Annotated in this window: 19 protein-coding genes; 4 read left to right on the top strand and 15 right to left on the bottom strand. The window is 74.0% G+C overall.

All coding sequences use genetic code 11. The features are described 5' to 3' along the window. Positions 1-51: 51 nt before the first annotated feature. Genes ykgO through rpmB form a run of 5 tightly spaced genes read right to left on the bottom strand, consistent with a single transcriptional unit; the run spans position 52 to position 1,226 of the window. On the bottom strand, positions 52-174 hold the full coding sequence (gene ykgO, locus ABRQ22_RS13950) for a type B 50S ribosomal protein L36 (RefSeq protein WP_021483271.1): 123 nt from the start codon (positions 172-174) through the stop codon (positions 52-54). Continuing rightward, entirely contained in the window at positions 171-470 is a 300-nt protein-coding gene (locus ABRQ22_RS13945) for a type B 50S ribosomal protein L31 (RefSeq protein ID WP_353707151.1), read from the bottom strand. Before ABRQ22_RS13945 ends, ykgO begins: the two co-directional genes overlap by 4 nt. A 47-nt stretch (positions 471-517) precedes the next feature. Beyond that, positions 518-823 carry a 30S ribosomal protein S14 gene (gene rpsN, locus ABRQ22_RS13940; RefSeq protein ID WP_353707150.1) on the bottom strand — a complete coding sequence of 102 codons (306 nt, stop codon included), beginning with the start codon at positions 821-823 and terminating at the stop codon, positions 518-520. Further along, entirely contained in the window at positions 823-990 is a 168-nt protein-coding gene (rpmG, locus tag ABRQ22_RS13935) for a 50S ribosomal protein L33 (protein WP_021483268.1), read from the bottom strand. Before rpmG ends, rpsN begins: the two co-directional genes overlap by 1 nt. Continuing rightward, positions 990-1,226, bottom strand: a complete 237-nt coding sequence (gene rpmB / locus ABRQ22_RS13930; protein ID WP_021483267.1) for a 50S ribosomal protein L28 — start codon at positions 1,224-1,226, stop codon at positions 990-992. The genes rpmG and rpmB overlap by 1 nt, the downstream gene beginning before the upstream one ends. A 174-nt stretch (positions 1,227-1,400) precedes the next feature. On the opposite strand from rpmB, the gene ABRQ22_RS13925 reads away from it, so the two are divergent. Beyond that, the gene (locus ABRQ22_RS13925) at positions 1,401-2,615 is read left to right on the top strand and encodes a GTP-binding protein (RefSeq protein WP_353707149.1); all 1,215 of its coding nucleotides are present in this window, start codon (positions 1,401-1,403) and stop codon (positions 2,613-2,615) included. A gap of 37 nt (positions 2,616-2,652) precedes the next feature. Here the strand turns inward: ABRQ22_RS13925 and ABRQ22_RS13920 are convergent, their stop codons facing one another. The 3 genes from ABRQ22_RS13920 to ABRQ22_RS13910 all read right to left on the bottom strand — a co-directional run bounded on the left by ABRQ22_RS13920 (position 2,653) and on the right by ABRQ22_RS13910 (position 9,000). Beyond that, the gene (locus ABRQ22_RS13920; protein ID WP_253051960.1) at positions 2,653-3,507 is read right to left on the bottom strand and encodes an SDR family NAD(P)-dependent oxidoreductase; all 855 of its coding nucleotides are present in this window, start codon (positions 3,505-3,507) and stop codon (positions 2,653-2,655) included. A gap of 134 nt (positions 3,508-3,641) precedes the next feature. Continuing rightward, positions 3,642-4,943: a 5'/3'-nucleotidase SurE gene (locus tag ABRQ22_RS13915; RefSeq protein WP_253051958.1), complete on the bottom strand. Its 1,302-nt coding sequence runs from the start codon at positions 4,941-4,943 to the stop codon at positions 3,642-3,644. Between the two features lie 337 nt (positions 4,944-5,280). Beyond that, positions 5,281-9,000: a PQQ-dependent sugar dehydrogenase gene (locus tag ABRQ22_RS13910; protein WP_353707148.1), complete on the bottom strand. Its 3,720-nt coding sequence runs from the start codon at positions 8,998-9,000 to the stop codon at positions 5,281-5,283. A 387-nt stretch (positions 9,001-9,387) separates the two neighbouring features. Here ABRQ22_RS13910 and ABRQ22_RS13905 point away from each other — a divergent pair, with 387 nt between their 5' ends. Both ABRQ22_RS13905 and ABRQ22_RS13900 read left to right on the top strand, forming a co-directional pair. After that, the gene (locus ABRQ22_RS13905; RefSeq protein WP_253051954.1) at positions 9,388-10,257 is read left to right on the top strand and encodes a helix-turn-helix transcriptional regulator; all 870 of its coding nucleotides are present in this window, start codon (positions 9,388-9,390) and stop codon (positions 10,255-10,257) included. 152 nt (positions 10,258-10,409) lie between these two features. Continuing rightward, positions 10,410-11,108, top strand: a complete 699-nt coding sequence (locus tag ABRQ22_RS13900) for an SDR family NAD(P)-dependent oxidoreductase (RefSeq protein ID WP_253051952.1) — start codon at positions 10,410-10,412, stop codon at positions 11,106-11,108. A 7-nt stretch (positions 11,109-11,115) separates the two neighbouring features. Here the strand turns inward: ABRQ22_RS13900 and ABRQ22_RS13895 are convergent, their stop codons facing one another. Next, positions 11,116-11,709, bottom strand: a complete 594-nt coding sequence (locus tag ABRQ22_RS13895; protein ID WP_353707147.1) for a TetR/AcrR family transcriptional regulator — start codon at positions 11,707-11,709, stop codon at positions 11,116-11,118. Positions 11,710-11,799: 90 nt separating this feature from the next. Here ABRQ22_RS13895 and ABRQ22_RS13890 point away from each other — a divergent pair, with 90 nt between their 5' ends. Beyond that, complete coding sequence (locus tag ABRQ22_RS13890; protein ID WP_253051948.1) at positions 11,800-12,240, top strand: DUF1772 domain-containing protein; 441 nt, start codon at positions 11,800-11,802, stop codon at positions 12,238-12,240. 233 nt (positions 12,241-12,473) lie between these two features. On the opposite strand, the gene ABRQ22_RS13885 is transcribed toward ABRQ22_RS13890, so the two are convergent. The 6 genes from ABRQ22_RS13885 to ABRQ22_RS13860 form a co-directional block, all read right to left on the bottom strand. Next, the gene (locus ABRQ22_RS13885; RefSeq protein ID WP_353707146.1) at positions 12,474-13,094 is read right to left on the bottom strand and encodes a DUF1775 domain-containing protein; all 621 of its coding nucleotides are present in this window, start codon (positions 13,092-13,094) and stop codon (positions 12,474-12,476) included. Next, positions 13,091-14,818 (bottom strand): FixH family protein, encoded by a 1,728-nt coding sequence (locus ABRQ22_RS13880; RefSeq protein ID WP_353707145.1) that lies wholly within the window; start codon positions 14,816-14,818, stop codon positions 13,091-13,093. The genes ABRQ22_RS13885 and ABRQ22_RS13880 overlap by 4 nt, the downstream gene beginning before the upstream one ends. Before the next feature lie 3 nt (positions 14,819-14,821). Next, positions 14,822-15,559: a YcnI family protein gene (locus tag ABRQ22_RS13875; RefSeq protein WP_353707144.1), complete on the bottom strand. Its 738-nt coding sequence runs from the start codon at positions 15,557-15,559 to the stop codon at positions 14,822-14,824. A 165-nt stretch (positions 15,560-15,724) separates the two neighbouring features. After that, positions 15,725-16,261 (bottom strand): hypothetical protein, encoded by a 537-nt coding sequence (locus ABRQ22_RS13870; RefSeq protein ID WP_353707143.1) that lies wholly within the window; start codon positions 16,259-16,261, stop codon positions 15,725-15,727. Positions 16,262-16,349: 88 nt separating this feature from the next. Then, positions 16,350-17,048, bottom strand: coding sequence for a copper resistance CopC family protein (locus ABRQ22_RS13865; protein ID WP_353707142.1), 699 nt, complete (start codon positions 17,046-17,048; stop codon positions 16,350-16,352). An 89-nt stretch (positions 17,049-17,137) separates the two neighbouring features. Next, positions 17,138-17,833, bottom strand: coding sequence for a hypothetical protein (locus tag ABRQ22_RS13860; protein ID WP_353707141.1), 696 nt, complete (start codon positions 17,831-17,833; stop codon positions 17,138-17,140). Positions 17,834-17,835: the final 2 nt, after the last annotated feature.

Genomic DNA, 17,835 nt, shown 5'->3' with positions numbered 1-17,835 from the left:
GGGACACAGCGAGGCCCCGACCCCCGAGGGGGCCGGGGCCTCGATCCGGCGTCAGCCCTGACGGGCCTTCCAGCGCGGGTTGGCCTTGTTGAGGACGAAGGTCTTGCCGTGCCGGCGCACGACCTTCGCCCCGGGCTTGTCCTTGAGCGAGCGGAGCGAGGCGCGGACCTTCATCGCGCACCCCCGCCCTGCGCGCCGCCGCGGGCGCCGTAGCGCTGGCGGAACTTCTCGACGCGGCCGGCCGTGTCCACGACGCGCTGCGTGCCCGTGTAGAACGGGTGGCTCGCGCTCGAGATCTCGACGTCGACGACCGGGTAGGTGTTCCCGTCCGTCCACGTCACGGTCTCGCGCGGGACGCCGGGGCCCTGCGGGTGGTCGCCCGCGAGGGTCGAGCGCGTGAGGAACGCGAAGTCGGCGGACTTGTCGCGGTAGACGACGGGCCCGTAGACGGGGTGGATGTCCTTCTTCATGGTGGTCTCCTTGCTGAGCCAGGGCCGGGCGCCGCTCGGGGCGGCGGTCACCAGCTCGACTTCGTGACTCCGGGCAGCTCGCCGCGGTGCGCCTGCTCGCGCAGGCGGACGCGGGAGAGCCCGAACTTCCTCAGGTAGCCGCGCGGGCGGCCGTCGACGACGTCGCGGTTCCGCGTGCGCGTGGCGCTCGCGTCGCGGGGCTGGCGCTGGAGCTCGCGCACCGCGTCCGCCTTCTCCTCGGGCGAGGACGACGGCGACGCGACGACGCGCTTCAGCTCGGCGCGACGCTCGGCGTAGCGGGCGACGACGGCCGCCCGCTGCTCGTTGCGAGCGATCTTTGACCGCTTCGCCATCAGCGCTCCTCGCGGAAGTCGACGTGGCGGCGGACGACGGGGTCGAACTTGCGCAGGACCATGCGGTCGGGGTCGTTGCGGCGGTTCTTGCGGGTCACGTACGTGAACCCGGTGCCCGCGGTGGACCGGAGCTTGATCACGGGACGGAGGTCGGTGCGGGTAGCCATCAGAGCTTCTCCCCTCGGGCGAGGATCCGCGCCACGACGGCGTCGATCCCCTGGCGGTCGATGGTCTTGATGCCCCGGGCACTGACGCGCAGGGTCACGTGACGACCCAGCGACGGCACCCAGTAGCGCTTCTTCTGGATGTTCGGGTCGAAGCGACGCTTGGTCCGCACGTGGGAGTGCGAGATCGCGTGGCCGAACCCGGGAGCGGTGCCGAGCACCTGGCAGACGGCGGACATGGCGGTTCCTCTCGGGGTCGGTCGGGGCGACGGGGACGACACTAGATAGTGAGAATCATTCCCGTCAAGACGCTATGCTGACCCGCTGTCGAGAACAGTTCTCAGGAGCGGGTTGTTCCCGGCGTCGACCACGAGGTCGCGCAGGGCGCCCCAGACCACGGATCGGAGCGCTTCATGCCCTTCTCGTCACCCTCTGCGTCGGAGGCCACGCCCGACGTTCCCTCCGACGCCGGAGACCCGCGCGTCGCGCTGAGCGTCCTGGCGACGATCGACCCCGTGCTGCGCGACAGCACGGTGTTCGGGCTCGTCGTCGGGGCGCCGCGCGTCGTCGCGCTCCGGCACGACATCCGGGCCGCCGAGGACGCGCTGCGGCGCGTCGTCGTGGACGCCACCGGCGTGATCGAGGACGAGGTCGTGCCGCTCGAGCACGCGTGCCTGTCGTGCGCCGTGCGGGAGGACGCCGTCCCGACGCTGCGCCGGCTCGCCGACGACGGCCGCTGGGACCACGTCGTCCTCGCGCTGCCCGTGGCTGCGGAGTCGCTGCCGGTCGTGCGGGCGCTCGCCGCGCAGACCACCCCCGGCGGCGAGCTCGAGCGCCTCCGTCTCGCTACCGTCCTCGCCGTCGCCGACGTCGACACGCTCGAGCACGACCTGCTCGACGACGACCTCGTCTCCGAGCGCGGCGTCGGGCTGACGGAGGACGACCAGCGGGCGGTCGGCGAGGTGCTCGCCGCCCAGCTCGAGCACGCCGACCTCGTGGTGACGACCGGTGACGTCGCGACCGCGGCCACCGGGTCCGGGCTCGTCGACCGCCTCCGCGGCGTCGGCACCCGGCGGGTCGACGGGCTGCACGCGCTCGTGGCCGACGACCTCGCCCGGTACACGCACGACCCCGCCGCCGGCGAGCGCCGCGCCCACCCCCTCGGCGCGCGGGGTCCGCTCCCCCGGCGCGACGAGCCGTCCGGCGACCGGAGCTGGACGATCGAGCTGTGGTCGGCCCGGCCGTTCGATCCCGAGCGCCTGCTGCGCCGGATCGAGGACCTCGGCACCGGCCGGGTCCGGTCGCGTGGGGTGTTCCACGTCGCGAACCGCCCCGACTCGCTGTGCGCGTGGGACGGCGCGGGCGGCCAGCTCTGCATCGGCACCCTCGGCACCTGGGACGACGCCACGACGGCCGAGGGGCGGCCTGTCGAGCCGCACACGCGCGTCGTGATCGTCGGGGCGACGGCCGCGGGCGACGCGGACGACGACGGCGGTCGCCGCCGGCTCCTCGACGCGTTCCGCGACGTGCTGGCGACGCCCGACGAGCTCGCCGACGGCGGCCTGCGCTGGCTCGGCCGCACCGACGTCCTCGCGCCCTGGCTCGGCGCCCGCAGCGACGCCGTGTGACCTTCAGGCACGCAGGGTGACCGCTCGGGGCGTCACGTCATGCGGTGATGTTGGCGCTGTCGCCGCCAGTGACGGCGAAGCTGGTACCGCTGACCATCCTCGCCTCGTCGGAGGCGAGGAACACGACCAGCGGTGCGACGTCCTCCGGCTCGACCCACGGCACCCCCAAGGGGAGCTTGGCACGCTGGGCCTCCGCGGCGGTCTGCTCGTCCTGGGCGACGTCTCCGGTGGGCTCGTGCCCGCCGGCGCGGATGATCTGCGCGTAGCGGTCCTCGTGACGGGTCAGCGCGGTGTCGACGAGTCCCGGGATCACCGCGTTGACGGTGATGCCGTGCTCACCGAGGTCGAGCGCCGCGGACTTCATGAGCCCGATCAGCCCCCACTTGGACGCCGAGTAGCCGGCGCCCCCGAGCGTGCCGTGCTGGCCCTGCGTGGACGAGGTGATGATGATGCGCCCGCCGCCGCGCTCGATGAGCAGCGGTGCAGAGGCCCGCACGACGTTCGCCGTCCCGGTGAGGTTGATGTCGATCTGGTCGTCCCAGAGCTCGTCGCTCATGTCCAGCAGCGACGCGAAGCCCTGCACGCCGGCGTTGGCGAAGACCACGTCGACGCCCCCGAACCGCTCGACGACCTGGGCGAACCCGGCGCGGACGGCCGCCCGGTCACGCTGGTCGAAGACCACCGGGAGCCACTCGACCCCGGCTTCCTCGACGAGGCGGCCGGTCTCGGCAAGGTCCTCGGGGTCAGCGGGGGCGTAGTCCATCGCCGGGCTCGCCAGCGCCGCGATGTCGGCTCCGGCGACACGGTATCCGGCGCCCGCGAACGCGACCGCCGCAGCGCGACCGATCCCCCGTGCCGCCCCGGTGACGACCACCACTCGTCCGTCGCTCACGGGTGTCTCCTGCTCTCTACGCGTTGCGGCCACTGTCGCCGCTTCGGCACACCCGCGCCACCCGAGGAAGCGCGGCGATCGGTCCCGGGTGCCGGGGGTGGAACGCGTCGGACGACGTTCCACCCCCGGCGTCGTCAGCAGGCGACGGCGGCGTAGTCGACGTCGACCTCGACGCTCCGACCGTCGCCGGAGGCCGTGAGCCGGCTCGTGCCGGCCTCGACGGAGCGCGACCGGGAGCTGAACGACTGGTACGCGGCGGCACCGGGCTGGACGTCGCTCACGGACCTCTCCCCGAACGGCGTCGAGAGAGTGACGTCGAGGGGCACGGTGTCGTCGTTGCGGACGAGCGCCGCGACGTACGCGGTCCCGGCGATGCAGCGGCCGGTCGCGCTGGCCCGTACCGCCACCGTCGACAGCTCGCTGATGACCGAGCCGATCTCGGGCGTCGCGGCGAGGTGGGTGCGGTCGGGCGTCAGCGGCGTGACGGTGATGTAGCCGGCCCGGTTCATGAGGTAGTCGGCGTCGGGACGGGTCTCCGCGACGCACGTGGTGTCGCCGGCCTGGCACCCGCTGAGGCCGACGGTGAAGGACCGCTCGCCGCTCGGGTTGTAGGAGTGGCGCGCGGTCGTGCCGGTGCCCACCGGGGCGACGACGACGCCGGCCGGGCTCTGGTCCGCCGTGAGACGCGGGAAGTTGATGTTCGTGACGTACTCGGTGGTCAGCGCGTCCTGCCGGACGACCTCCTCCACGTACCGGACGGCGAACCGCGCGGTCCGCTCGTAGACCGCCTGGTGGTCCGCGCCGGTCGCCGACGCGCTGATCGCGAAGCCGGGGGTGTTGACGGACAGGGCGGACAGGGCGGCCCCCGCCGTCCCGGAGTCGTTCACCGACGAGCCGAGGTTGGGTCCGGAGTTGATGCCGGACAGCACCAGGTCGGGGCGCTCCGTCCACCCGAGCACGTGCTGCAGGCCGCCGCGGACGGCGAGCTTGACCGTGTCGACGGGGGTGGCGCTGCGCGACTCCGGCGTGCACCGCCCGTCGATCGGCTGGCACACCCCGAACACGGCACCCTGGCTCGGCGCGTCGCCGCAGTCTGCGGCGTAGCGCTCGGGGAGCGTGTCCGCCTCCTGCATGTGGAACGTGCCGCTGTTCGTCACCGCGGTCCCGGCCCCGCTCTGGTAACCCCAGGGCGCGACCACGACGACGTCGGCACCGGCGTCGCAGAAGACCTTGCGCAGCTCGTACAGCCCCTCCCCGTCGGAGCCGTTCGGCCGGGAGTTCTGCATGGAGTCGTCGTTGGAGATGACGATCCGGAGACCCTCGAGGGGGCCGTCCGGGACGGTCGACGCAGAGGCAGGGCCGAGCGCGGCGACGAAGGCTGCCGCGAGGGCCGCCGATCCGGCCAGCAGGGCGCGTCGAAGAGTACGTGCGGTCATGGGTGTGCTCCTGGATGTGAGTGGTGGGGACCGACGTGACGTCGATCGGGTCCGTCGGTCACGTCGTCGTGACCGACGCGCTCCGGAGCGGTCGGACTGCCAGGACCCCGTCGTCCTGCCGTCTCGACCCTCGGTCGCGAGGAGGCGCGGCGACACTGCCGCGTCCGCGAGGGATCGTGAGGAGGTGGTGCGCCCGCTGCGGGGCGTGCCGGCGCCGCCGGGGGGCGCACCACCGTGGAGAGGGTGGGGCGGCATCGGCCGCCGCCCCACGTGGCGCCCCGGTGTCGCCGGGTGAGACGGTGTCGGACGCCCGCCTCACCCGGCGCTCGGGATCAGATCAGCTGCACGACCGCGCGTCGTACGCGGCCGTGACCGTGTCCGTCGCTCCGTCCGGGTCGGTGACCGTGACGGTCACCTCACCGGCCTCGATCTCCGTGGCACGAGCGTTGAACGACTGGTAGGCGTTCTTGCCCGGGGCCACGTCCTCGAAGGTCTTGCTGCCGAACGGCGTCTCGATCGCGACGTCCAGCGCGGAGTCGTCCGCGTTGAGCGCACGCACCGCGACGTAGACCTTGCCGGCCATGCAGCGCGGCTCGACCGTCACGTCGACCTCCGGGGTGTCCGCACCGGCGGGGATGCCGGTGAGGTACTCGAAGCCCTCGACGGAGAACACGTCGTTCGCCGGCGAGCCGTCGTACTCCATGACGAAGTACGCCACGTCCGCATCGAGACCGGCCCGCAGGATGTCCTGCAGCGGCATGTCGCCCTCACCGAGGTTGGTGAACGTCGGACGCCCACCCGCGTTGAGGTTGGTCGCGTCCTTGATGTGCAGGAGCTCGATGCGGTCCGCGTACTTGTCGATCAGCGCCGGCACGTCCACGCCGGCGTTCGCCGCCCAGGCCGTGTCCAGCTCGAAGGCGACGTACTCGGGGTTCGTCTCCGCCACGAGGATCTCCCACGCGGAGGTCAGCTCACCGTTGTACTCGTACTTGGTGTTGAACTCCTGGTCGTGGTTGTGACCGAACAGCTTGCCGGTGCCGTTCGCGACCGAACGCTCGCCGAGACGGTCCATGGCGTCGGCCGTGGCCAGCACGTTCTCCAGGCCCCCGCCGATGCCGGGGGACGGGAAGCCGCCCGAGCCCACGTACTCCTGGCCCAGCGTCTTGACGTACGCGAGGGTCGCGTCGAAGGTGCCCTCGTTCACGGTGTAGTGCGAGGACGGGACACGAAGACCGGCCGCGTCGAACTGGGCACGAGCCTGCTCGGCCGTGAGGCCGGAGAAGTTCGACCCGAAGGGCTCGACGTTCTGGAAGCCGATCTCGCCCAGGCGGTCGTAGACGCCCTCCCAGCCGATCTGGCGGCTCCACGAGCTGAGCGAGAACAGCTGCATCGAGACCTTCTCCACCGGGATGGTGACCGGCTCGGTGGTGCCGTCGCCCACGGCGAACGAGAGCTGGTCGACGTCGACGCCGCCGGTGGTCGTCACGACGATCGAGCCCGACCCCTCGGGCACGCTGCCCAGGGTCTTCGTGACGTCCTGCCAGCCCGCGCCCGTGAAGGCGAAGTCGGCCAGCGGCTCGGCGGACTCCGACCCCTCGGCCTGCCAGCTCAGCGTGACGGTGCCCTCGCCGCTGCCGCGGACGGTGATCTCGTCGATCGCCTCGCCCGTCGGCGCGTGGACGAGCGCCAGCGGCTGGTAGGTGAAGGAGTCGCCCGCGTCGAACGAGGTGACGTAGCGCCCGGCGTGCGCCGCCGGGTCCTCGACGACCTCGACGCCCTCGGCCGCGTCGTACCACTCGGCCTGCTGCGCCTGCGGCTTGAGGATGTGGGTGGCCTCGCCGCGGATCGACGGGACGGTGCCCTGCGCCTGGTCGTTGTAGGTCACGACGAGGGTGCCGAAGATCTTCTCGCCCTCACCGTGCTCGACGGCGTCCGGGCTGGTCTGGATCGTGAAGCCGCAGCCGGCCTCCGTGTCCGCGGCCCGACCGCTCACCTCGGGGTGCGCGTGCGTGTTGTGGCCCAGCCCGAAGGTGTACTGGATGTTGCGGCACACCGGGGTGTCGCCGTCCTCCGCGTCGTGCACGGAGACGGTGTACGGGACGGCGTCGCCCCAGTTGAAGATGGCGCCGTCGGGCTGGCTCAGCGTGATCTCCGGAGCGGTGTTCCCGACCGTGATCTGCTGGATCGCCAGACCGAACTTGCCGCCCTCGTCGGTGACGCGCAGCTGCACGTTGAACTGGCCGCGCTCGGTGAACGTGTGGGTCACCGTCTCGCCCTGGGCGTCGTACACGCCGTCGGAGTTGAAGTCCCAGTCGAAGGTCAGGCCCGCGTTCGGGGTCTCGGCGTCCGAGGTCCCGGACGCGTCGAAGGTCACCTCGAGCGGCGCGTCCCCGCCCGAGGTCGGGGACGCGGAGATCGCGGGGCGCGGGGTCTTGTTGTCGGAGCCGTAGGTGATCCGGTACAGGCCCGCGTCGGGGTTCTGGCGGAAGAAGCCGTCGCCGTACTCCAGCACGTACATCGTGCCGTCGGGGCCGAACTCCATGTCCATGACGTTGTCCCAGATCGGCTGGTTGACCGTCTCCAGGTGCGCGTTGGGCAGGAAGTCCTCGACCGCGGTGACTTGACCGGCCGACGACAGCTCGTCCAGCGTGAAGGCGACGACGTAGTCCTGCGAGAACTCCGCCATGAACGGCTTGCCGTCCCAGTACGCGGGGAACTTGCCCGGCGCGTCCGGGTAGTCGGCGGAGCGGAAGATCGGCCCGCCCATGGGCGCCTGACCGCCGCCGCCGAGCTCGACCAGCGGGTCGAGCAGCTCGGGCTGGTCGCCGGGGCGGTCGCCGTAGTAGACCTGCGGCGCCGTCGCCGGCGGCAGGACGTCGAGGCCCGTGTTCCACGTGGAGTTGTTCTTCGCCCCGGCCTCGCAGTCGAACCACTCGCCCGGCGTCTGCGTCGCGAAGTCCCACTCGTTGTAGTTCGCGTTCGGGCCGTGGCAGTACGGCCAGCCACCGTTCATCGGCTCGGTCGTCAGCTGCCACTCCACGTAGCCCATGGGGCCGCGGTTCGGGTTGGCGTTCGCCGCGTCGGGGCCGTAGTCACCCCACACGAGCGCGCCGGACTCGATGTCGTAGTCGATCCGGAACGGGTTGCGCAGCCCCATGACGTAGGTCTCGTTGCGCACGAGGTCCTGGACGTCGTCGTACTGCGGGTCGTCGAAGAGGTTGCCCTCGGGGATCGTGTACGTGCTCCCCGGGCCCACCTCGGTGCCGGGGGCGAGGTCCTCGATCGGGTTGATCCGCAGGATCTTGCCGCGCAGGTCGTTGGTGTTGCCCGCGCCGCGACGGTCGTCGAAGCCCGGGTTCATGCCCGGGGCGTTGTTGTTCGGCGCGTACCCGTCGGCGCCGGGCGTGCCCGCCGGCGTGTTGTCACCGGTGGACAGGAACAGGTTCCCGTCGGCGTCCCACGCCATGTCCGCGCCCACGTGGCAGCACTGGCCGCGCTGCGCGTCGACCTTGAGGATCGCGCGCTCGGTGGAGAGGTCGATGGAGTCGGTCGCCGGGTCCCACGTGAACCGCGAGAGCTGGTTGTACCCGAGCCAGCGGTCCCAGTAGCTCTCGTCCTCGCCCGCCGGAAGCGAGTTCGGCGCGCTGCCCGACGGGGTCGTCTCCGGGTACTCCACGCCGGAGGGCGACGTGCCCTCCATGACGCGGGGCGCGTAGACCAGGTACAGGTAGTGGTTCTCCTCGAAGTTCGGGTCCAGGGAGATGCCCTGGAGCCCGTCCTCGGAGTTCGCGTAGACGTCGAGCTTCGCGATCTGGGTGGTCAGGCCCGTCGCGGAGTCGGTGAGGCGCACGACGCCGTCGCGCGAGGTGTGGAGGACCCGCGAGTCCGGCAGGACGGCGAGGTCGATCGGCTCACCGGTGTTCTTGCTCAGCAGCACCTTCTCGTAGCTGTCCCAGTCGAGAGCCGCTTCGGCGTCCGCGGCGGCGGTGACCGCGGTGCTGTCCTGCTCGTGCCCGGGGTGGGCCGAGGCGCCGCCGATGGTCAGCGGTACCAGCACGGCGGCCGACGCCGCCGCGGCGGCGTAACGAGACCACCATCGGTGGCCTAGTGGAGTTCTGTGCACAACGTCCTCCTTGAGGCGTTCGGGGGAACCAGACAGCCGCAGCGGTCGAGCGGGACGCGGGGTCTCCACCTCCACTCCGTTGTGGCTCACGCCGGTACAGGCATGGCGAGCCCTCGACACTGAGGCTGCGCTTGCGACGGACCGGGGATGCCCGGTACCCGACGAAAACCGACCGTACCTTCGAGATTTACTTTTGTCGACACCAAGACGAAAGTTGCATGCTCTTCAGCATTGTTGTGTTAGTCAACTATGCAAATGGCCCCGAGGCGCTGCTTCTCGTCGCCGCCTGCCGAGCCGGGGTCCATGGCCTACTTTCGAGCCATGGATGCCCGTGCGCTGGTGCGCGACTTCCTCGTCGCGCGACGCGAGAGGATCACCCCGCAGGAGGTGGGGATCACCCCGCGCCCGGGGCGCAAGGTCCGCGGCCTGCGCCGCAGCGAGGTGGCGACGCTCGCCGGCGTGAGCGTCGAGTACTACACGCGGATCGAGCGCGGCGCGATCTCCCGCGTCTCTCCGCAGGTGCTCGACGCGATCGCCCGCGCGCTGCGGCTCGACGAGGCCGAGCGCGCACACCTGTCGAACCTCGCGGAGATCGTCGCCCGCGGCGGAGAGGCGGACCGGCGCACGAGCACCCGGTCGTGGCAGCCGCACCCCAGCCTCCAGTGGGTGCTCGACGCCTTCACCGCCGGACCTGCGTTCGTCCGCAACGGAGCGATGGACATCCTCGCCGAGAACGCCCTGGCGCACGCCTTCCACCAGGACCTGCACGACATGCCCGGGACGCCGAACATGGCCCGCTTCACGTTCCTCAGCGACCGTGCCCGGACCTTCTGCCCCGACTGGGACGTGTTCGCGGACATCGCGGTCGCGATCTTGCGCACGGAGGCCGCGCGCGACCCGCGCAGCGCCGACCTGCACGAGACGGTCGAGGAGCTGCTCTGCCACAGCGCCGAGTTCGAGACCCGGTGGCGCGCGGGCGAGGTCCGCCGGCACGGCACCGGGCTCAAGACGTTCCGCCACCCAGTGGTAGGGGAGCTCACGATCGCCTACGAGGCCTGCGCCATGGAATCCGAGCCAGGACTCACCCTCACCCTCTACTCCCCCGAGCCTGGGTCGACCTCGGCGCGGCGGATGGCCCGGCTCGCGGACCTCACGGGGGCCGGCCGACCGCCCACCTCGACGACCACCTGAGGACGGCGTCGACCGCGATGCGGTCCGCCGCCGTCTCACCGGGCGGTCGGGGGTCCTGACAGGGACTCCCAGCACTCCCCTCCACCTGTCTACCGTCCGGTACGCGCGACGGCCAGGGCCCCGCGCACGGTGACGACGGCGAGGGAGACAGGATGACGACCGTGGCGATCGTCGGGACGAGCGCGTCACGCGGTGCGGCGATCGCGCGGCGCTTCGGGGCCGCGGGTCACGACGTCGCGTTCGTCTCCCGGTCCCTGGACCGCCTCGGGCCGGTCGTCTGCGCGCTGCGCGGTGAGGGAGTGCGGGCGCGGGTCTACGCCGCGGACGCGCACGACGCCGACGCGCTGGTCCTCGCGCTCGACCGCACCGCGCAGGACCTGTCGGCGATCGAGGTCCTCGTCTACGACCCACCGTCGGCGCCCGGTGCGCGCCAGCACGTCCTCGAGACGTCGCCCGAGGAGATCCAGGACGCGGTCGACCGGGCCGTGGTCGGCCTCGTCACCGCGGTCGAGTACGTGGTCGGAGGGCAGCGCGTTCTCGGCCGGGGATCCGTCCTCGGCATCACCGACGACGACGCGCTCACCGGCAGCCCGTTCGCGGCCGGGGCGGCCGTCGCGGCCGCCGCCGTGTCCGCGTACCTCGGCATGCTCCGGGACGCGCTCGCACCGGACGGGATCCAGGTCGCCCGGCTCGTCACCGCGGGCGCCGACGAGCACGGCGACCCGAGCCTCGACCCGGCGGAGTGCGCGGAGCTCCTCTGGCACCTGCACACCCACCCGGCGCAGCGGACCGCGTCCGTGGCGGCCGCGACCGACGCCCCTCGTCGGGTGCCGGACGGACGGACGTCGTGACGCGGGGTCAGCCGACGATCCGGCGGACCAGCTCGTCGACGCGCCGGTCGTCGTTCCCGACGGAGAACCTGCCCGCGCGCTCCAACGTCGCGACGCCGTGCATCGCCCCCCACACGACCTCGGCAGCCGTGCCCGGGTCGGCCGGCGGGCGGTCCAGCGCGAGGAGCGTGTCGACGATCGCGTCGTACCCCTCGCGCATCGCGCGCGGCGTCTCCTCGGACGCGAAGGCGGCCCGGATCGGCAGATGGAACATCGCCTCGTACGTCGCCGGGTGGCGCTCGGCGAAGTCGAGGTAGGCGAGCACGAGCGCGCGGACCCGGTCCTCGCCGCTCCTGTCCGCGCCGGGCGCCGGACGGGCCGCGGACAGCGCGACGGCGAGCTCCTGGAAGCCGACGAGCGCCACCGCGGTGACGATCTGGGACCGGCCCTCCGGGAAGTGCCCGTAGAGGACGGGCTGGCTGTAGCCGATCGCGTCGGCGAGCCGACGGGTGGTGACGGCTTCCCACCCCTGCTCCTCGGCGAGCACGCGCGCGGCCGCGACGATCTGCGCTTCCCGCTCCTCGCGGAGCCGTGCCTTGCGGGCTGCTGCCGGTGTGCTCACGGGACGAGTCTAGCGTCGCTAGATTGTCCTTGCTAGTTTTTCTAGCGTTGCTAGATTCTCTGCCCGTTCCCTGGATCGAAGGAGCCTGACATGCAGTGGTTGCCGATTGTCGCGGTGGTGGTCGTGGGGCTGATGGTGGGGGTCGAGGTGTCGGTCGCGTTCGTCGTCAACCCGATCGTCGACCGGCTGCCGGGGAACGCGGGCCTGCTCGCTCGGGCCGACGGCGGCCGGATGCTCGGGCGGGCCATGCCGTTCTGGTACTTCGGCTCGCTCCTGCTCACCGCGGCCACCGCCCTCGTGCTGCCCGACGGGGCGTGGGCGGCCTGGACCGCCGCCGCAATCCTGGCCCTGAGCATCGTCCTGTCGGTCGCCGTGCTCGTCCCCATCAACAACCGCGGCAAGACGTGGACCCCCGAGACCGCGCCCGCCGACTGGCGCGAGCAGGCCCACCGCTGGGACCGGTACCACCTCGTCCGCATCGCCCTGCTCGTCGCCGCGTTCGCGCTGCTGGCCCTCGCGGTCGCGGCCTGACGCCGCCGCGCAGGGGCCCGCAGACAGAGGAACCGGTGGCGATCCGCCGCGAGAGCTCCCCCCAGCGAAGCTCTCGTCGCGGACCGCCACCGGTCCAGGTGTCGCCGCGTGACCCGTCGCGGCGACGTCCCCCACCAGTGCAAGAGGCGGTGGGCGCATGTTCGGGACGTTCACGAACAGTGATCTGGATCACAGTACGACGGGTGCGGTCCCGACGCCCGCGCAGCGACCTCTCAGGTGGCCCGCAGCCGACGCCGGGCCGACCAGCCGCCCGCGGCCCCGATCCCTACGGCTCCCACCACGACGGCCGCGACGAGGGGCGCCGTCGGCGTCGGGGACGCCCCGGCGACGACGGGCGCCGGGGCGAGCGACGCCGCGGTCGCGACGAACGTCGGCGCGGGCCGGGCGCCGGACGGGTCGGTGTCCGTCCACGCGTACGACTCTCCCGACGGGCACTCCTGCACGGCGGGGAAGACGAACGCCTGCCCGACGTCCCCCGTGACCCGGACGTCGAGCGTGTAGGCCGCGCGCTCGCCGTCGGGCACGGGCGCCCCGGACCAGGCCACCGCGTCGTCGGTCATCTCCGAGGTCCATCCGTCCGGCTGGCCGGCGGCGAGCGCCTCGACGCCCTCGGGGAGCGTGACGCGCAGCGCGTCGGTGGGCTCGCCGTCGCACCCGTGGTCGAACGTGAAGGTGAGCGTCGACGTGCCGTCGCCGTGGGGTTCCACGGTCTCGATGAGCACGTGCGCAGCCGCCGGGCCGGCGGTCAGCACGGCGAGCGTGCCCGCGGCGACGGCGGCGAGGACGACGCGCAGCCCGCGCCGCCCGGGGAGCGACCGCTGGGGACCGGTCATGAGGACACCTCCACGGGGATCTCGACGATCGGGTTCTCGTACTTGGACGTCCGGACGCTCACGTGCACGGTCCAGTCGCCCGCCATCGGCAGGTCGAGCGTCGCCTCGTACGCGCCCGTCCCGGTCTGCGTGAGGGGCCGGGTGAACGGGCCGAGCGCGGGGTCGGCGAGCGTCGTCGACAGCTCGGGCACGGCGACGGGCTCCAGGGGCTGCCCGTCGGCGTCGAGCAGCTCGATCTCGAGCGCGTTGACGCCGACCCGGCCGGGAGTGATCCGCGCGCGCAGCGTCCCGTCGCCGAGCTCCTCGACCACCTCGACGGCCGGGGTCGCGGCCTCCTCGGCGGACGGGTCGGCGGTGACGACCGGGCTGCGCGAGACGAGCACGCCCGTCACGACGAGCACGAGCACGAGCAGCAGGGCCTCGGCCGCGACCGTCCGGCCGAGCCGACGGCGCGCGGCCGCCCCGGCCGTCCCACCGACCTGCCGGGCGCCTCGCCCGCCCGGACCGTCGTCGCCCGCGACCGCCGGGACGAGCCGGTACCGGTTCCAAGCCGCGATGCCGACGAGGCACAGCGCCACGCCGACCTTGACGAGCAGGGTCTGGCCGTACGTCGTCGACACGAGCGCGTCGAGGGTGCCGAGGATGCGCCACCCGAGGACGGTGCCGGTGACGGCGAGCGCGAGGACGACCCACGCACCGAGCGTCGAGAACCGCGCGACCGTCACGCCCGCACGACGCGTGTCGACGTGCGCGGACGGCGCGAGGACGAGCGCGAGGCCGACGACCCCGCCGAGCCACACGGCCCCGGCCACGACGTGGAGCGCGTCCGCCGTGACGACCAGCCAGGGCGGACCGAACGTGCGGGTGTGCCCCACGAGCACGAGCGACCCCAGAGCGAGAGCCGCCCCGCCGAGCACGACCCCGGCGGGCCACGCCGCCCGGGTCTCCCTGGCCGCGCGGGGTGCGAGCAGGGTCGTGACGACGAGCCCCGCGAGACCGAGCGCGCCCGCGAGCGCGGAGTCGGTCGTGACGCCCGCCGCCCAGGTCGCCGGGTCGACGAGCGCCCCCAGCCCGCCGCCGGCCTGCCAGGCCGGGGTGAGCGGGACCGCGAGCACGATCCCGACGGCCGCGACGGCCAGGGCTCCGCGCCGCACGCGCTGCAGGCGCCGACGCAGGACCGGCGCGGCCCCGGGCGACACGTGCAGCACGAGGAGCTCGAACCCCACGAGTCCCGCGACGAGGAACGTCCCCGCGTAGACCGCGGCCTGGTCGAGCGCGCGGACGGCGACGAGCGCCGCCGTCGGCTCGGCGACCCGGGCCTCGACGGACGTCGCGCTCGGCGCCCCCACGGAGAACGTGAAGGCCCCGGCGACGGGGTGCGTGTCGAGGGACACGACGCGCCAGCTCACGACGTACGTGCCGTCGTCGAGCGTCGTGGCCGGGGTGACGACGAGCGCGTCGTCGACCGCGGCGACGTCCACGTCGACGGGCGAGCCGTCCGCGGCGAGGACCGTCGTCCCGCCGGTCACGACCTGGACGGGCTCGTTGAAGGTGATGGTCAGCGCGTCGGGCGGCGCGTCGAGGACGGTGCCGTCCCGCGGGTCGGTGCCCACGAGGACGGCGTGGGCCGCGGCCGGGCCGCTCGCGAGGATCGCGAGCAGGACCGCGGCCGCGGCACCGACGACGACGGCCACCACCCGGCGCAGCACCGAGGGGCGGCCCACGGGTCAGGCCCTCGGGCGCGAGCGCACGAGCCCGAGCGCCCCGAGCACCAGGCCCGCCGCGGCGAGCACGAGCGCCGTCCACGTGAGCGCCGGGGCCGGCCCGTCGGACGCGCCCGCCGACGCGGCGTCGCCCGACGCGTCCGCGTCAGCGGTGTCACCCGCCGACCCGTCGGCGACGGTCTCGGCCGGGGCGTCGTGGCCCTCGTCCTCGGCCGCCGTCAGCTCGACCAGCGGCGCGGGCGCCTCGAGGTCGTGCCCGTCCTCGCCCTCGGCCGCGACCTGCACCCAGGCGGTCTCGCCCTCGGCGCACTCCTGGACGGTCGGGAAGACGAGCGTGTCCCCCGCGGCGTCGGGGAGCTGGAGCGAGAGCACGAGGGCGTCGCGGTAGCCGTCGGGCAGCGGGGCCTTGGCGGTGTACACGACCTCGGCGACGCGCTCGGTGTACTGGCCGCCGTGCCCGTCGTCGACCGGCTCGTCGAGGGCCGCCATGACCTTCTCGACGTCCCAGCCGGGGTTGACGGTGGGCGTCACGGTGACGATCTGCTCGGGGACCTGGATGGAGACCTTCGTGGTCGGCGAGTCGCCGCAGCCGTGCGGGACGCCGAACGTGAGCAGCGCGTACGCGCCCGCGTCGGTCGTGTCCGGCGTGACGGTGACGTGGGCCGCCGCGGCGCCCGCGCCGACGACGACGATCCCGGTGGTCAGGGCGGCGGCGCCGACGGCGCGCAGGGTCTTTCGCATGATGGTGCCTTTCGGGGAGAGGAAGACGGGGGCTCCGGCGCGCGACGGCACGTCACGGGCACGCCCCGGCGCGGCCGGGCGGAGCCGGCCGGGCGGGCGTGCAGGACGCGCGGGCGCGCGGGAGCGGGACGCCGCGGAGGGGTCCGCGGAGGCGTCCGGGAGAGGTCAGGCGACGGCGGGCGGACCGCGCCCCGGCGCGGCACCGCGCGCGAGGAGGTCGCGGACCGTCGGCAGCGCGCCGACGGCGGGAGGTGCCGCGCGGACGACGACGGCCCGCGGGCGGCCGGGGACCCGGCGCCCGGCGAGCCACGTCCACAGGCGCCACAGCACGGCGTCGCCGTAGCGCAGGACGAGCGCGACGACGAGCGTCGCGACGGCGTGCGCGCCGAGCATCGTCAGGGGTGACGCGGCGTGCGCGTGCGCGGACGCCTCGGCCGGGGACAGCGCGGCGCAGCGGTCGAAGACGACGTGCAGCACGAGCTGGCCCGCGCCGAGCAGGCCGAGCAGCCGTGGCAGCCCGACCTGACGACGCGTGAGGGGTCGCACGGCGACGGCGGTCAGGACGGCGAGCACGCCGAGCGGGACGGCTCCGGGGTCGGTCCCCCCGGCGAGGCCGTGCGCGACGACGGACAGCCCGACGACCGCGGCGGCGAGCAGCAGCACCCGCACGCCGCGGAGCACCCCTGCTCCGGGCGACGTCACGGACGCACCCTAGCGGCAGGAGGGGTGCGCGCGGCAGGGGCGTCCGCCGTCCTCCCCGGGCCGGGGAGGACGGCGTGCGCCGGCACGGTCAGTCCTCGGGGTCGTGCGGCGCGTCGTCGCCCGTCGCCGCACCGCGGCGGCGCAGGACGATCACGACGACGACCGCGGCGGCGACCACGAGCGCGCCGAGCCCCACGAGCACGGGGACGATCGACGAGCCGCCGTCCTCCGCGTCCGTCGCTCCGTCCGTCGCCTGGGTCGTCGCGGGCTCCGGCGTCGTCTCGTCGGCCGCGTCCGTGGTGGCCCCCTCGGAGGCGGGCTCCTGCGGCGTGGCCTCGTCCGCCGTGGGCTCCTCGGCGACCGGCGCCTCGGGCTGGGCCGCGACGGCGAACGCGAACGTTCCCTCGATGGGGTGGCCGTCGGACGAGACGACGCGCCACGCGACGGTGTACGTGTCGCCGCCGAGCGCGACCGCCGGGTCGAGCGCGAGCGTGGCGGTGCTGCCCTCGATCGTCGGCGCGCCCTGCGTCACGACCGTCCCGGCGGAGTCCGAGATCACGACCTGCGGCTCGACGGGGAGCGGCTCGGTGTTGAAGGTCAGCGTGATCGCGGTCGGGGGCGTCGCGAGCTGGGCGCCGTCGGCCGGGTCCGAGCTGAGGATGCGGTCGTGCGCGGACGCCGGGGCGGCGGTGAGGGTCGCGAGCCCGGCGGTGAGGCCCAGGGCCAGCGCGGCGGCGGCGAGGAGGGCGAGGAGGGCCGACACGGGTCGGCGCAGGGAGAGAGTCATGAGGGTTCTTCCGTCCGAGGCGCGGCGGTCGCCGCACGGTGGTGCCCCGTGGCCCGGTCGTCACCGGGTCGGCCTCGTCGGGTGCCGCGTCAGGACGCGGCAAGGGGGCGCAGCAGTGCTCCCGACGGGCCGTCCGCCGTCGGGGGCCCGCGCGTCGGGGCACGGCGCGCACGCCACAGGGACGCGACGCGCACGGTACGCGCCCCCGGCACGCCGGGACGCGCGCGCGGCACGACGAGGACGCGCGCGGGGAGGGCGCCGCGCGGCGTCACCCACGCGAGGAACCGCTCGAGGGCGCGCTCGCCGCGCGCGAGGACGAGCGCCAGCACGACGGTCGCCACGGCGTGCGCGACGACCATCCACAGGCCTGCCGTGCCCGACGTCGTGAGATGCTCCGGGTGCACGAGGCCCACCCCGCCGGCGGCCGGGACCGGCGCGCCGACGGGTGCCGCGCAGACGACGTCGCGCACCGGCGCGACGTGGCCGCCGTGTCCGGACGTGACCCCGACCGGGACGCACGACCCGACGGGCGCGAGCACGACGAGCGCCTGGTGCAGCGCGACCTGGGCGCCGCCCAGGAGCACCACGAGCCGCGTGGGCGTGAAGCGCAGCCGGGCGGCCGCCGTCGTGCCGGCGAGCGTGAACGCGGCGAGCGCCGCGAGGACCAGCGGGTCCGGGAGGGTGCCCCCGGCGACGCGGTGGGCGAGCGCCGTCAGCGCGAGCACGAGGGTCGCCACGAGCGCGGCGCGCGCGACGCGCAGCGGACCGACGACCGGGGAGGACACGA

The sequence above is a fragment of the Cellulosimicrobium sp. ES-005 genome (genome assembly GCF_040448685.1).
Classification (GTDB): Bacteria; Actinomycetota; Actinomycetes; order Actinomycetales; family Cellulomonadaceae; genus Cellulosimicrobium; species Cellulosimicrobium cellulans_G.
The sequence above is the reverse complement of the archived record's forward strand: the minus strand, read 5'-3'. Positions and strand labels throughout refer to the sequence as shown.

Excerpts from the sequence above, each read along its gene's own strand:
- ABRQ22_RS13875 (WP_353707144.1), bottom strand. The coding sequence starts at position 15,559 with ATGCGAAAGACCCTGCGCGCCGTCGGCGCCGCCGCCCTGACCACCGGG.
- ABRQ22_RS13925 (WP_353707149.1), top strand. The coding sequence starts at position 1,401 with ATGCCCTTCTCGTCACCCTCTGCGTCGGAGGCCACGCCCGACGTTCCC.
- ykgO (WP_021483271.1), bottom strand. The coding sequence starts at position 174 with ATGAAGGTCCGCGCCTCGCTCCGCTCGCTCAAGGACAAGCCCGGGGCG.
- rpmB (WP_021483267.1), bottom strand. The coding sequence starts at position 1,226 with ATGTCCGCCGTCTGCCAGGTGCTCGGCACCGCTCCCGGGTTCGGCCAC.
- ABRQ22_RS13900 (WP_253051952.1), top strand. The coding sequence starts at position 10,410 with ATGACGACCGTGGCGATCGTCGGGACGAGCGCGTCACGCGGTGCGGCG.
- rpmG (WP_021483268.1), bottom strand. The coding sequence starts at position 990 with ATGGCTACCCGCACCGACCTCCGTCCCGTGATCAAGCTCCGGTCCACC.
- rpsN (WP_353707150.1), bottom strand. The coding sequence starts at position 823 with ATGGCGAAGCGGTCAAAGATCGCTCGCAACGAGCAGCGGGCGGCCGTC.
- ABRQ22_RS13865 (WP_353707142.1), bottom strand. The coding sequence starts at position 17,048 with ATGACTCTCTCCCTGCGCCGACCCGTGTCGGCCCTCCTCGCCCTCCTC.
- ABRQ22_RS13945 (WP_353707151.1), bottom strand. The coding sequence starts at position 470 with ATGAAGAAGGACATCCACCCCGTCTACGGGCCCGTCGTCTACCGCGAC.
- ABRQ22_RS13905 (WP_253051954.1), top strand. The coding sequence starts at position 9,388 with ATGGATGCCCGTGCGCTGGTGCGCGACTTCCTCGTCGCGCGACGCGAG.
- ABRQ22_RS13915 (WP_253051958.1), bottom strand. The coding sequence starts at position 4,943 with ATGACCGCACGTACTCTTCGACGCGCCCTGCTGGCCGGATCGGCGGCC.
- ABRQ22_RS13885 (WP_353707146.1), bottom strand. The coding sequence starts at position 13,094 with ATGACCGGTCCCCAGCGGTCGCTCCCCGGGCGGCGCGGGCTGCGCGTC.
- ABRQ22_RS13890 (WP_253051948.1), top strand. The coding sequence starts at position 11,800 with ATGCAGTGGTTGCCGATTGTCGCGGTGGTGGTCGTGGGGCTGATGGTG.